The organism is Acetobacter okinawensis JCM 25146, assembly GCF_000613865.1.
Lineage (GTDB): Bacteria > Pseudomonadota > Alphaproteobacteria > Acetobacterales > Acetobacteraceae > Acetobacter > Acetobacter okinawensis.
The window spans coordinates 1-13,480 of the sequence record NZ_BAJU01000001.1 but is presented as its reverse complement, the minus strand read 5'-3'; the positions used below and the strand labels follow the sequence as shown (position 1 = coordinate 13,480).

Below are 13,480 nucleotides of genomic sequence, written 5' to 3'. Positions count from 1 at the left end.
AAAGGCCGCCCGGTAATGGACGACCTTTCTTGTAAACCGTATCAGCCAAAAACGGCAATCAGGCAGCCAGAGCGGCCTGTGCCTTTTTAACGATTTCGGCAAAGGTTGCTGCGTCATCAAATGCGATGGCGGCCAGAACCTTGCGGTCGATCTCGATCCCTGCCTTGGCCAGACCGTTGATGAAACGGCTGTAGGTCAGACCGTGTTCACGCACGGCGGCGTTAATACGCTGGATCCACAGAGCGCGGAATTCACGCTTCTTGTTGCGGCGGTCACGATATGCGTACTGGAGCGCCTTTTCCACGCGTTCCAGAGCAATACGATAGTTGGTGGAAGACCGGCCGCGGTAACCCTTGGACAGTTCCAGAACTTTTTTGTGGCGTGCGAGTGTGGTTACACCGCGTTTGACACGTGCCATATCTCAGATGCTCCTTAAAGCCCGTAGGGGCCCACTGCTTAACCGTACGGCCGTCCTGCGGCTGAAGAACCTGCGTGCCGCGAGCGGAACGCTTCATCTTCTGGGTACGCTTGATCATGCCGTGACGTTTGCCGCTCGGACCGGAGAGCACCTTGCCGGTCGCGGTGATTTTAAACCGCTTTTTGACCGACGATTTGGTCTTCATTTTGGGCATTTCTTTACTCCTGAACTACGCTGGACATAACCGCCCGCCCCCAAACAGGGTTGAGCGGCTTCTGCACGGCCAGGCATGCCCCACAGGCCCGGTCGCGTGCGCGAATGCGCTTCCTTAAAAGAAAGGTGCGCTGCTTTCAACCCTTACCTTGCAACAAATGTGCAACACGGCCAGCGCCCGATTCTTCGACCGGTCGGATTCTTTACCCCCATCCCCCTCCCTGAACCATCCGGCGCACATCCACCCCCTGAAGAAAATGCATGACGTGCATGCAAATATCCGCCTATCTATATCTTATGAAATATAGATAATTCTCAGAAAAAAGCCGTTTTTTTGTAATATTCTTGCGATATATATAAATCATATACACGCTTCCGTGTAATAACGCGGCATCTATGCGTTTATCTGCGATGCAAATCCAGATAAGACTGGTCCCCAATCAACGACAGACCGCAGATGCTGTTCCTCTGGCTGTGTTGGGCAGACTTGATCCATCTGCCCGCCAGACGGGACGTTTACACATAAGGTGGGGATAGAGTGATCAAACGTCTATTAGCAGGAGCCGCCGCCATTGGCGCCATAGGTGGGCTGGGTTTTCTTTATTATGCCTGGTACCCGCCCATAGAACCGGTTGAGCCCCCCGATCGTGGCAGCTTTTCCGCCGAGCAGATTGAACGCGGCCGCATTGTGGCAGCAGAAGGATACTGCGCGGAGTGCCATACCCGCACCGACAACGGTGGCGGCCCGGAACTGGCCGGGGATTATAAGATGGATACCCCGTTCGGGGCCATCTACTCCTCTAATATTACACCAGACCCGGAAACCGGCATTGGCAACTGGTCGGAAGAAGCCTTCCAGCGCGCCATGCACCTTGGCGTTTCGCGCAAAGGCGTACATCTGATTCCGGCCTTCCCGTTCGATCATTTCACCAAAATGACCGATCAGGACGTGTCTGATCTTTACGCTTACCTGATGACACGCCCCGCCGTGCACATGACGCGCCGCCCCAACGAGCTGCCCTTCCCGCTCAGCCTGCGCATGCTGCAGGCCGGGTGGAAGCTGCTGTACTTCACGCCCGGTGTGTACAAGCCTGACCCCCGGCATGACGCACTGTGGAACCGTGGCGCCTACCTGTCCGAAGGTAATGCACATTGTGGTGCCTGCCACACCCCGCGTGACTTTATGGGGGCAGAAAAGAAGAGCGCTCCTTATGATGGTGCCGTGGTGGACAACTGGATTGCCCCACCGCTGAACGAGCATAACCCCACCCCCACCACATGGACCGAAGACGAACTCTTCCAGTACCTGCGCTTTGGCGTGGCTCCGTTGCATGGCCCAGCAGGTGGCCCCATGTCCCCCGTTCCACACCGCTTCCTCTCCACCGTACCGGAAGAGGACGTGCATGCGATTGCGCATTACTTTGCCGATGTGGACCACGCTGCCGAGCGTGAAAAACACGACAAGGCCGCCCTGGCCCGCGCCATGGAACAGTCCAGGATCGATCTGGTCGGCCCCACTGTGGACCCGGACGCCAAACTCTATCAGGGCGCATGTGCGGCCTGCCATTACAACGCAGCACCCTCCCCCGTGCTTGGCCGCCCCGATCTGGCGCTGAACAATGCGCTGTGGCTAGACGAGCCGACCAACCTCTATCAGGTCATCCTGCATGGTCTGACGGCGGAAGAAGGGCAGACCGGCGTTGCCATGCCCAGCTTCTACAATGCCCTGTCCGACCAGGATATGGCACGGATTGCAGCGTATCTGCGCCGCACCCGCACCACCCTGCCGCCATGGACTGATCTGGAAAAGAAAGCAGCCGCAGTGCGCAAGACCATTACCACCATTCCTGTCAATTCATCGCACTAAGCACGGACCACGGAGCACGAGATGGTAAAATTCAAACTCAATGGCCGTGACGTGACAGTCGATGTGCCAGACGACACCCCCCTGCTGTGGGCACTGCGCGATGATCTTGATCTGACGGGCACAAAATTTGGCTGTGGCGTTGGCCAGTGTGGTGCCTGCACCGTTCTGGTTGGTGGCCGGGCAACCCGGTCGTGCATTACCCCGCTCAGTTCGCTGGAAGGGGCAGATGTCACCACGATTGAAGGGCTGGACCCCAACGGCAAGCACGCCGTGCAGGAAGCATGGAAGGACATTCAGGTTCCGCAGTGCGGGTACTGCCAGTCCGGCCAGATCATGCAGGCGGTCAGTCTTCTCAAGGACTACCCAGACCCAACGGATGAGGAAATTGACGGCGTTATGGGCGGCAGCCTGTGCCGCTGCATGACCTATGTCCGCATTCGCAAAGCCATTAAAAAAGCAGCTGCCGCCCTGCGCAAGGAGGAGGCATCCCATGGGTAAGCTTGAACGTATTGCCGCACAGCAGGACCGTGCCGCAGGTCTTGGGCCTTCACGCCGCAGCTTTCTGCTGACTGCCGCAGGCTCTGCCTTTCTGTTCGGGTTTGCCCGTCAGGGCCGCGCTGCACAGGTTTACCCCCAGAACGCTCCCGCTGCTTTAAAGGAAGCAGGCGCGTTTGAACCTACAATCTGGTGCTCCATCGCACCCGATGGGTGGGTGAACGTCAACATCATCCGTGCGGAAATGGGCCAGCACATTGGCACGGCCCTTGCCCGTATTATTGCGGATGAAATGGAAGCCGACTGGGACAAGGTCCGCATTACCTACGTGGATACAGACCCCAAATGGGGCCTGATGGTGACCGGTGGGTCATGGTCCGTGTGGATGACGTGGGACCAGTTCCGTCAGGCTGGTGCTGCGGCACGCACGGTCATGGTGGAACAGGGCGCCAAGCTGCTGGGCGTTGCCCCCGCCGCCTGTATTGCCCGCAATGGCAAGGTAATCGCCGGGAACCGCTCCATCAGCTACGGCGATATTGTCAGCCGTGCACACCCGACCAAAACCTATACGCCAGAAGAAATGGCCAAACTGCCGCTCAAGCCTGCCTCCGAGCACCGGCTGATCGGCAAGGATGTCAAGGCGCTGGATATTCCATCCAAAACCGATGGCACGGCCATTTACGGCATTGACGCCAAGCTGGACGGCATGGTGTATGCCCGCCCCAAGCTGCCACCCACGCGTTATGGCTCCAAAGTTGTCTCGGTTGATGACAGCGAGGCCAAAAAGGTCAAAGGCTACATCCGCTACATTGTGCTCGAAGACCCGTCGAACACCGTTCCGGGCTGGGTTGCGGTGCTGGCCTCCTCCTACCCTGCGGCCATCCGTGCGACAGACGCGCTCAAGGTCGTGTGGACACCGGGCAAGACCGCCAATGTGACCGAGCAGGACATTCTGGACTACGGCCGCAAGCAGATCGCCAACAAGGCCGGTGGTTCGTGCGTGTTCAACGACCCCGGCGTGGACGAGACATTCGCCAAAGCCGCCAAGGTGGTGGAGCAGACATACACCTGCTCCTCCGTGCTGCATTACCAGCTTGAACCCATGAACGCGCTGGCCCGCCAGCACGAGGGCAAGTGGGAGGTCCATTGCGGCAACCAGTGGCAGTCGCTCTTCCTGCCCGTTATTGCCAAGCTCTTCAGGTCCCTGAATCCGAAGTGGTCATGCGCAGCTACCTGCTGGGTGGGGGCTTTGGCCGCCGCCTGAACGGGGACTACGCAGTGCCTGCGGCCCTTATTTCCAAGGCCATTGGCGGCAAGCCGGTCAAGCTGATCCTGACCCGCTCGGACGATGTGCTGTTTGACTCCATCCGCTCCCCTTCCGTGCAGACGGTCCGTGCGGCACTGGGCCAGGACGGCGCAATTACCGCCTGGCAGCACCATGCCTCCGCTGGCTGGCCAACCCGTGTTATGGCCAGCGCGTTCATGGAAAAAGGCGTGGATGGCAAGCCCTACGACCAGTTTGCCATCGCCGGTGCCGACCACTGGTACGATGTCGGCCCCATGCGGGTGCGGGCACTGGACAACGAACTGGCGAGCGAGACCTTCCGCCCCGGCTGGCTGCGCTCGGTCAGTTCCGGCTGGACACCATGGGCGCATGAAAGTTTTCTGGATGAAATTGCCCATGCGCGCAAACTGGACCCCGCAGACTACCGCCTGAGCCTGCTGGACAGCAAAGGCCGCAATGCGGGTAGCAGCCCCAACTCGGTCGGTGGTGCCAGCCGTCAGGCCAATGTGCTGCGGCATCTGGTGGAAAAATGTGGGTACGGCAAGGTCTCCCTGCCTGCCGATACGGCCATAGGCATTGCCACCACCTTTGGGCAGGAACGCGCCATGCCCACATGGACCGCAGGGGCCGTGCAGGTGCATGTGGACCGCAAGACGGGCGTTGTGACCTGCCAGAAAATCTGGCTGGTGCTTGATGCAGGCACCATTATCGACCCCGATGGCGCAGCCGCACAGACCGAAGGCGGTGCACTGTGGGGGCTGAGCATGGCCCTGTTTGAAGGCACGGAAATTGTGGACGGCAACGTGCGCGACCGCAACCTGAACACCTACACCCCCCTGCGCATTGCCGATGTGCCGGAGATGGATGTGGAGTTCCTGCCCAGCACGGAAAAACCCATGGGTCTGGGCGAACCGGGCGTGACCACCATTGCCCCTGCTGTAGGCAATGCCATTTTCAACGCTGTTGGTGTGCGCCTGCGCCACCTGCCCATTCGCCCTGCGGATGTGCTCAAAGCGCTGAAGGAAAAAGGGAACGCCTGACCCACAGGCCTCCTGTTCCGCAAAGGGGCTGATCCATCTTTAAGGTGGATCAGCCCCTTTTTTATAAAGCAGGCATGGCTGGCTAACCCGCTTGCGCTTATACCGTCCTCACGGAAGAAAACGGTTTGGGGGCTATAAATGTTCTGTCGTTTGCAAACATTGCTCCTGCCGGGGCTGCTCTTAGCTACCTTGCCGGCGGGAAATACTTGCCATGCAGCGCCGCTCCGTGTCGCAGATATCCTCCGCCCCACCACCGCATGGCAAACCTACACAAATGAGCGTTTTGGGTATCAGATCTGCTACCCGGCCGATGTTTTTGTGCCTCAAGGTGAGCCTGACAATAGAGACGGCCAGCACTTTTTAGCCCCCGACGGAGGAGACCTTACCGTATTTGGCAGTTTTTCCCCCAATACTCTTGGTGAGGAAATCTCGTATGCGCTGGCAGACCTGACCGGAAAAAAAGGAACGATAAGCTACAGGAGCGTCCACAAGGACTGGGCGGTTTTTTCTGGAGATGATGGTGGAAAATCAGAGTTTTATGAAAAAATAGTCTTTAAAAAACACCAGTTTTCCATTTTCAAGCTGATATACCCCAAAACGGAAAAAGCCCGTTACAAGCCGATTATTGAACATCTTGTCGGCTGTTTTAACCCGGGCATTGCCGATTATTGAGTGTAGGCCTGCCCATCTGCAAATCTCCGGAGCCCATGCATACCATAGGCTCCGGAACTCTTTGAACGCCCCAACCCAACAAGTACCCTCTGCTCAGGCAGAAACAGTGGCTGCTGTACGAATGGCGCGGGCCATGGCTTCCACCCCATTACCACGATTGGTGGAAAGAGCCTGCACCAACCCCAGATCACGCAAAAAGCCGGGGTCCGTGGCCTGAATTTCCTCCCGCGTGCGGCCGGAATAGACGCGCAGGAGCAGCGCTACCAGCCCACACACAATGGCGGCATCGGACAGGCCAGCAAAGTAGAGCCTGCCGTCCTCCTCTTTTTCTTCCAGCCAGACCTGACTCTGGCAGCCGGGTACACGGTGCGCATCGTTACACCATTCTGGCGGGAACGGGGGCAGCTTACGCCCCATTTCTATGATGTACTGGTAGCGTTCCATCCAGTCATCAAACACGTCCAGCTCGTCGCCAATGGCTTCGATCGCTTCTGCCGCAGTGTCTTCCTGCGGATTAACAAATGGTGCTTCCATTATAAAATAAACCTGCTCAGATCACCCTTGCGGGCCAGCGGTGCCACCTTGTCACGCACCATGGCACCATCGACAACAACAGCTTCCCCCGCACGCTCGGATGCGGTGAAGGAAATATCCTCCAGCAGTTTTTCCAGCACTGTGGCAAGCCTGCGGGCACCAATATTTTCGACCCGCTCGTTAATATCCGCTGCCAGCTCGGCCAGCGCATCTACTGCATCATCCGCGAATGTCAGCTCCACGCCTTCTGTTTTCATCAAGGCGGTATACTGTTTGAGCAGGGAATGCTCCGGGTCGGTAAGAATACGGCGCAGATCATCGCGCGAGAGGGGTTGCAGTTCCACACGGATGGGCAGTCGGCCCTGCAATTCAGGCAGCAGGTCAGACGGTTTGGCCAGATGGAACGCACCAGAGGCAATAAACAGGATGTGGTCAGTCTTGACCGGCCCATGTTTGGTGGAGACGGTTGTCCCTTCAATCAGGGGGAGCAGGTCACGCTGCACCCCTTCGCGCGAGACATCGCCACCCTTCATCCCACTTTCAGATGAGCGGGCGCAGACCTTGTCTATTTCGTCCAGAAAAACAATGCCGTTGTTCTGCACATGGGCCACGGCCTCCCGCGTCAGGCTTTCACTGTCCAGCAGGCGCTCGGCTTCCTCACGCTGCAACTGCTCACGAGCGACGGAAATACGGAGTTTTTTCTGCTTGGGCGCGCGGTTCATAAAACCTTTCATCATCTCGCCCAGATTGATCACGCTCCCCGGCACCATACCGGGCATATCGCCCGGCCCAGCCGGAGCGGGGTCGGTTACGGCAATATCAATTTCCTTGTCCTCAAGCTGCCCGCTGCGCAACATGCTGCGGAACTTGCTTTTGGTATCTGCCGAAGACCCTTCCCCGGCCAGAACATTGATAATGCGCTCTTCCGCCGCCTGAGCAGCCTGCACCTCCACATCCTTGCGGCGCAGGTCCTTGAGCATGGCAATGGCGGCATCCACCAGATCGCGCACAATGCTGTCCACGTCCCGGCCGACATAGCCGACCTCGGTAAATTTGGTCGCTTCCACTTTAAGGAACGGCGCCTGCGCCAATTTGGCCAGCCTGCGGGCGATCTCGGTTTTGCCGCAACCGGTTGGCCCAATCATGAGGATGTTCTTGGGCACCACCTCCTCACGCAGGGATTCGGGGAGTTGTGCCCGCCGCCAGCGGTTGCGCATGGCAATGGCAACGGCACGTTTGGCATCCGCCTGCCCCACAATGTAACGGTCAAGCTCGGCAACAATATCACGCGGGGAAAAATGGGGGGCTTGCATCAGGCGTGATCTCCCGCAGTGCTGGCGTCCAGTGTTTCTATCCGCACGGAATGGTTGGTGTAGACGCAGATATCCCCGGCAATCTTCATGGCGCGGGTTACAATCTCCCTTGCATCCAGCCCGTCCACCGTCAGCAGGGCACGGGCGGCGGACAAGGCGTAATTGCCACCCGAACCAATGGCGATAATGCCATCCTCGGGTTCGAGCACATCACCATTGCCGGTCAGGGTAAAAGAGTGTTCCGCATCGGCCACGGCCATCATGGCCTCCAGCCTGCGCAGGTAGCGGTCCGTGCGCCAGTCCTTGGCCAATTCCACGCAGGCGCGCTCTAGCTGGTTTGGGTAACGCTCCAGCTTGGCCTCCAGCCGCTCCAGCAGCGTAAAGGCATCTGCCGTAGCCCCGGCAAAACCTGCCAGAATGGTGCCAGAAGGCCCAATGCGCCGCACCTTGCGCGCGTTACCCTTGATAACGGTGCTGCCCAGTGTGACCTGGCCATCCCCCGCCATGGCAACCTGCGCGCCACGGCGCACACAAAGAATGGTGGTCCCGTGCCAGCCGACGGGATCATGCGAAGACGAAGCAGAATGAAAACTATCCATAACACCAAGAAATAGGCGTTCTGGCGCAGGACACAAGGGGGCGGGCTATGCTGCGAGCATAGCCCTTACATCTCCCAGCAACGCATCACGCGTGTATGGCTTGTGCAGAATGGCAACGCTTCGGGGAGCACGCCAAAATCTGCATAACCGGTGACAAACAGAACCGGCAGGTCGGCACGTACGTCGTGGATACGCCGCGCGGCCTCTCCCCCATTCATGCCCGGCATCATCACGTCCATGACGACAAGGGCAATACCCGGCGCAGACTGGACTTTTTCCACGGCTTCTGCACCGCTCGCTGCCTCCATGACCGCATACCCTGCACGACGCAAAAAGCCAGTTGTCACTGCGCGCACGCCCGGTTCGTCATCAACAACCAGAATAGTGCTGCCTGCGCCGTTTTCTGGCAGAACGCGGGCTATGGTCTGCACTGCATTGGCAGGCACGGCGGGAATGGCTGCCGCCATTTCCTGATCCATAGCGGGGAACCACAGCTCCACGGAGGTGCCGCCACCGGGTGCGCTGTCCACCCGGACCTCGCCCCCACAGTGGCTGATAAAGCCGTAAATCATGGACAGGCCAAGCCCAACGCCCTGCCCTGTATCCTTGGTGGTAAAGAACGGGTCAAAAATACGTGCGCGGATATCCTCCGTCATGCCAATGCCGCGGTCGCTCACCTGCACCACCAGCCATGCCCCCGTGTGCTCACGCCCGACCTGCCGGCCCAGAAGGCGCGCCACCTGCCGAACGGAAACACAGGTGGTGCCCCCTTCCGGCTGCGCATCCAGCGCGTTAATGCACAGGCTGAACACAGCCAGCTCAAGCTGCACTGCATCTGTCCAGACCGGGGGCAGAGGCTCATCGGGGATGCTGAAGCGCACACTGCTGAAGCGGCTCAGCCCCTCCAGTCGGGTAGTGTCCAGTGCGCCCCGGATTTCTTCCGGCACTTTCCCCTGTTTCATAAAATTCTGGAGGTTCTCCAGCACGTCATGCATGTCCACCCGCTGGCAGACCAGATGGCGCGGACGGCTGAAGTCCAGCAGCTTGCGGGTGAGCACCGCCCCACGCCGGGCGGCCTCCATGGCGTTCTCATACAACCGTGCGACAGAGGCATCCCGCGGGGGTTCAAGGTCCTGCACAAGCTCCAAAGACCCCTGAATGGCGGTCAGCAGATTATTGAAGTCATGCGCAATGCCGCCAGCAAGCGTGCCTATGGCCTGCATTTTCTGCGCCTGCCGCAGTCTTTGCTCCAGACTTAAAAGTTCGCTCACGTCCCGATCAATCAGGATGGAATAGTCGGAGAGCATGGCCGACTGCACAGGAGCATTCCGCAGGCTGTCCAGCCTTACACGGGTCAGGTCATGCCAGCGGGCCGGGCCATCCTGGGCGGGGAGTTGGAGCACCTGCTGGTCGCGCCCCGTTTGTGCCAGCGGCTCCTGCGCCTCCTTCAGACTTTCCAGCCGCTGCCCGTCAACCAGATCTTCCTCGCGGCGGCCGATGCACTGCTCGATTGTATGGCCCATCTGGCTGGCCATCTGCTGGTTGATCCGCACAAAGCAGCCTGCCTGATCCTTGACCGCCAGCCCGAAGGGCAGATTGTCCAGAAGGCCACGCAGGAGCAGACGCTCGCACTCCAGCTCTTTTTCCAGAAAATACCGCGCAGCCGCCTGCCCAACCATGGAGAGCAGTGTTTCATCATCCCACGGTTTGTACGCAAAAAAGGAAATCTGGCCCCGGTTCAAAGCGGCTTCCACGGCGGAAATATCGGCATACCCGGTCAGCAGGATAGCCCCGGCAGCGGAGAGGTCGCGCGCATGCGCCAAAAACACATCACCCGTCATGCCCGGCATGCGCTGGTCGGAGATAATAACCGCAACTCCGGGGGTGGCGCGCAGGCACTCCAGCCCTTCCTCCCCCGAAGAGGCGGTCAGGACCGTGTAGGCACTCTCCAGCAGATCGGACAGAGCGACCAGAATTTCGGGCTCGTCATCAACAACGAGCACAAAAGGGCGCTGTGTTGGTTCATATAACGTGCTCACCGCGCCTCTCCTCCCCTGTTTTGTAGGGTACTCGAATGGTAAAACAGGCCCCACCCAGCCCCCCGGAATTTGTTATGGCAATACTGCCGCCGTGGGCCTGAACAACCCCGTACGCTGTAGCCAGACCAAGCCCGGTCCCTGAGCCTACAGGTTTTGTTGTAAAAAATGGTTCAAAAACGCGTTCCTGCAATTCCTGCGGCACACCCGGCCCTGTATCCGATATCTGCAACACGTACTCTTCTGCCCCTGTTCCCTCTCTGGGTTCCAGATAGGAGGCAATCAAAATCTGGTCCTTGCGCCGCGTGGGGGCCGGACCTCCCTGTTTTCTGGCTGCCTCGCGCTTTTCCAGAATGGCATCAGCTGCATTGCTGACAATGTTCATGACCACCTGATTAACCAGTGCCGCCTGACAGACCAGTTCCGGCGGAGCCTCCAGACGGCACTCCACGGCTATTTCCTGCCCCAGCTTGGGGGCCAGAAGCGTCAGCACCATGGCAATGGCGTCCGGCACGTCCAGCCGCCGGAATTCCCCCTCCTCCAGACGGGAAAAACGCCGCAGGCTGGCAACCAGCTCACGCAGTCTGGACAGGCCAACAAGGGAAGAGGCCAGACGCTCCGACCCCTTGGTCAGTGCGGCCTCCGCCACCACCGTGTTGCCCTCCCTTACCGCCTGCAAAGCCTGCGCCATGCTCCGCTTGACCGTGTTTTCATGCGCAAGAACAAAGGCCAGCGGGTTATTGAACTCATGTGCAATCCCTGCCGCCAGCTCCCCCAGAGACGCCATTTTGGCTGACTGCACCAGCTTGACCTGTGCATCGATCAATTTACGGTTAGCCGCAGCAAGGTCTGCATTCACCCGGCGCAGGGCATCGGCCAGCGCCATACGGGCGCGCGCACTTTCTATGTGCGCTTCCTCGCGCCGGGCTTCGTCCTGCAAGGTTTTGCGGCGTACAAGGCTGCTTATGCGCGCAACAAGCAGGTCGGGAGCTATTTCCGAATCCGTCAGATCATCCACACCGGCGTTGAAGGCCAGCCGGATTTTTTCTGCCGTGAGCTGGCCACGCTCCACAACCCCCAGCACACGGGTGCACTGGCGGCTCCGGCGCCTGAAAGCCGCAACCGTCTGGGCCAGCGCCAGCCCGTTAAAGGCAGGGCAGCTCAGGTCCACCACAATACAGTCCGGCTGAATCCGCCCCGCCCCAATATTGGAGAGTTCCAGCCTGTCCGGGTCCTCGACCAGTGTTGCGTCCTCGCCATTATGGCGTAGCATTTTGACAATGCGAGGGGTTTTGCCAACGCTCGCCCCATCGGGCCATGCCCATAAAATACCGCCCGGCGCAGTCACAACAGATACGCGCGGCTGGCGGAAGACCGCACCTTCCCGCTCGGCTGTTTCATCCCCAAATTCACGCAGCAGGGCGCATATCCTGAAGATCAGAAAAACCGGGTCATCGGTGACGCAAAAACAGGCGTCCGCCCCGCGCTCAAGAATTTCCTGCTCCTGTACCGCGTCATGCTGGCTGACCAGCACAACCACAGGTATGCCCCGCGTGGCCGATGTCAGGCGCAGGCGCTGGCATAGCTGTGCGGCGGACATATCTGGCAGGGGGTCCTGCACAACCAGAAGATTGGGGAGTTCACTATCAAACCCGGCAAAAACGGTGCGGCCATCTGCGGCTATGCGCCCACTCAGCCCCCGTTTATCCAGTTCCGCCACCAGACGTTGTTCGCACGCGGCATCCACCCCCGCGAACAGGATGGTGCAGGAAAGAAAATCCATAAATTATGCCTCTAGCTGGACGCCCAAGGCCCATCCTTCTTTAACTTCATACGGTTATAAAAGGCATACCAAACAAAAACAGCCCCCGTCTGCTCTCGAATGCGTTACCGCCACAGCCACCCGGTATCTGCCCTCCGGCAAGCATGGTGGCAAGACACACGCAAGAACGGTATAAAGAGCAAGCTTTACTCTCGACACTCTGCCCTGATAGCGGACTGGCTGATATTTCCGCCTCGGATTACCTGAAGGAACACAGGTTCATGGACACGCGCACACCCTTACCCGCCTCCCAGCAACCCATTGCCATGTCCTCACGCAGGGCCGTGGGAGCCCCTGCCGGGTTACGGCTGCTGCAAACGGCCATAGGGGCGGTCTGTTACTTTGTTTTCTACTTTGTCCAGCAGATGGCGGAACTGTTTGCTCCCCTGCTGCTGATTGCGGGTGCCGCATGGGCAGCGCTGCCAGCGCTGGTCAAAACCCTGACCCGCAGCACCGCATCGGCCGATCCGCAGGCTCATGACGCTATTGCCAGCGTTGCCAATGCCATTCCCGAACAGATTACTCTGGCCGGACATGAACTGACAGCCAGCGGGCTGATCTACGATGGTCTGGGGCTTATGGCCGTAGCTGCGGCTGGCGCCACGCTGGCCATGCTGGTTGGCCGAAAGCTTTAACTGACTGACACCGTAATCCCCCGCCTGAATACAAAAGGGGGATAAACGGCCTATTACCCCGGCTGGTGGAGCCGGGCCGCAGCGGGCCATGCCTGCACAACTGCTGCCCACCAGTGCCACGCCCCCAATACGACCAGAACAGCCAGTACAAGGCTTACAACCCACACACCACGCCAGAACCGCTCGCTCACAAGCAGAGCCCGCACGTCTGTAGCAGCAAGCTTGCGCACCCCACCCGCCACAACGCTTTGCAGGAACGAGCCGGACGTGCGCAGATAAGCGGGACGGGCAATATGCACAGCCAGAGGGGGTACACCCGCCTCCGGGCTTTCCACTTGTGGTTGAGTTACACTGGCCATGGTGGTGGTCGATGCCAATACGGGGGGAACCACCTCCTCCTCCGGAGCCAGAGCCACTACGGGTGAGGCGGGGTGCGCCACAACAGCCTCCCGCACGGCTGTCACTTCAGCAACAGTCGGCTCTGGCTCTGGCTCTGGCTCTGGCTCTGGCTCTGGCTCTGGCTCTGGCTCTGGCTCTGGCTCTGGCTCTGG

Annotated in this window: 9 protein-coding genes and 4 pseudogenes; 5 read left to right on the top strand and 8 right to left on the bottom strand. The window is 59.3% G+C overall.

What is annotated here, in order from left to right; translation table 11 throughout:
• Positions 1-58: 58 nt before the first annotated feature.
• Positions 59-418 (bottom strand): 50S ribosomal protein L20, encoded by a 360-nt coding sequence (gene rplT / locus JCM25146_RS00065; protein ID WP_025824929.1) that lies wholly within the window; start codon positions 416-418, stop codon positions 59-61.
• A gap of 19 nt (positions 419-437) precedes the next feature.
• Positions 438-632, bottom strand: a pseudogene (rpmI, locus tag JCM25146_RS21020) (50S ribosomal protein L35); the annotation flags it as partial.
• Positions 633-1,169: 537 nt separating this feature from the next.
• Between rpmI and JCM25146_RS00060 the strand changes: the two are divergent.
• From JCM25146_RS00060 to JCM25146_RS20375, 4 genes and pseudogenes are all read left to right on the top strand, one after another.
• A complete protein-coding gene (locus JCM25146_RS00060) occupies positions 1,170-2,498 on the top strand; it encodes a c-type cytochrome (protein ID WP_025824928.1) in 1,329 nt (442 codons plus the stop codon).
• A gap of 21 nt (positions 2,499-2,519) precedes the next feature.
• Positions 2,520-2,996: a (2Fe-2S)-binding protein gene (locus JCM25146_RS00055; protein ID WP_025824926.1), complete on the top strand. Its 477-nt coding sequence runs from the start codon at positions 2,520-2,522 to the stop codon at positions 2,994-2,996.
• A pseudogene (locus tag JCM25146_RS16080) lies at positions 2,989-5,318 on the top strand (molybdopterin cofactor-binding domain-containing protein). Before JCM25146_RS00055 ends, JCM25146_RS16080 begins: the two are co-directional and overlap by 8 nt.
• A gap of 138 nt (positions 5,319-5,456) precedes the next feature.
• A complete protein-coding gene (locus tag JCM25146_RS20375; RefSeq protein WP_025824924.1) occupies positions 5,457-5,990 on the top strand; it encodes a hypothetical protein in 534 nt (177 codons plus the stop codon).
• A 93-nt stretch (positions 5,991-6,083) separates the two neighbouring features.
• Here JCM25146_RS20375 and JCM25146_RS00040 read toward each other — a convergent pair whose 3' ends face one another.
• From JCM25146_RS00040 to JCM25146_RS00020, 5 genes and pseudogenes are all read right to left on the bottom strand, one after another.
• On the bottom strand, positions 6,084-6,524 hold the full coding sequence (locus JCM25146_RS00040; RefSeq protein ID WP_025824923.1) for a SufE family protein: 441 nt from the start codon (positions 6,522-6,524) through the stop codon (positions 6,084-6,086).
• Positions 6,524-7,837 carry an ATP-dependent protease ATPase subunit HslU gene (gene hslU, locus JCM25146_RS00035; protein WP_025824922.1) on the bottom strand — a complete coding sequence of 438 codons (1,314 nt, stop codon included), beginning with the start codon at positions 7,835-7,837 and terminating at the stop codon, positions 6,524-6,526. Before hslU ends, JCM25146_RS00040 begins: the two co-directional genes overlap by 1 nt.
• Positions 7,837-8,436 carry an ATP-dependent protease subunit HslV gene (gene hslV / locus JCM25146_RS00030; protein WP_025824921.1) on the bottom strand — a complete coding sequence of 200 codons (600 nt, stop codon included), beginning with the start codon at positions 8,434-8,436 and terminating at the stop codon, positions 7,837-7,839. The genes hslU and hslV overlap by 1 nt, the downstream gene beginning before the upstream one ends.
• A 45-nt stretch (positions 8,437-8,481) precedes the next feature.
• A pseudogene (locus JCM25146_RS16070) lies at positions 8,482-10,475 on the bottom strand (response regulator).
• Entirely contained in the window at positions 10,459-12,255 is a 1,797-nt protein-coding gene (locus JCM25146_RS00020; protein WP_025824920.1) for an ATP-binding protein, read from the bottom strand. Before JCM25146_RS00020 ends, JCM25146_RS16070 begins: the two are co-directional and overlap by 17 nt.
• Before the next feature lie 305 nt (positions 12,256-12,560).
• On the opposite strand from JCM25146_RS00020, the gene JCM25146_RS00015 reads away from it, so the two are divergent.
• Entirely contained in the window at positions 12,561-12,929 is a 369-nt protein-coding gene (locus tag JCM25146_RS00015; protein WP_148298922.1) for a hypothetical protein, read from the top strand.
• Between the two features lie 53 nt (positions 12,930-12,982).
• Here JCM25146_RS00015 and JCM25146_RS00010 read toward each other — a convergent pair.
• Positions 12,983-13,480: pseudogene (locus JCM25146_RS00010) on the bottom strand (hypothetical protein); the annotation flags it as partial.

Coding starts and splice junctions, on each gene's coding strand:
- JCM25146_RS20375 (WP_025824924.1), top strand. CDS start 5,457: ATGTTCTGTCGTTTGCAAACATTGCTCCTGCCGGGGCTGCTCTTAGCT.
- rplT (WP_025824929.1), bottom strand. CDS start 418: ATGGCACGTGTCAAACGCGGTGTAACCACACTCGCACGCCACAAAAAA.
- JCM25146_RS00020 (WP_025824920.1), bottom strand. CDS start 12,255: ATGGATTTTCTTTCCTGCACCATCCTGTTCGCGGGGGTGGATGCCGCG.
- JCM25146_RS00015 (WP_148298922.1), top strand. CDS start 12,561: ATGTCCTCACGCAGGGCCGTGGGAGCCCCTGCCGGGTTACGGCTGCTG.
- hslV (WP_025824921.1), bottom strand. CDS start 8,436: ATGGATAGTTTTCATTCTGCTTCGTCTTCGCATGATCCCGTCGGCTGG.
- JCM25146_RS00040 (WP_025824923.1), bottom strand. CDS start 6,524: ATGGAAGCACCATTTGTTAATCCGCAGGAAGACACTGCGGCAGAAGCG.
- JCM25146_RS00055 (WP_025824926.1), top strand. CDS start 2,520: ATGGTAAAATTCAAACTCAATGGCCGTGACGTGACAGTCGATGTGCCA.
- hslU (WP_025824922.1), bottom strand. CDS start 7,837: ATGCAAGCCCCCCATTTTTCCCCGCGTGATATTGTTGCCGAGCTTGAC.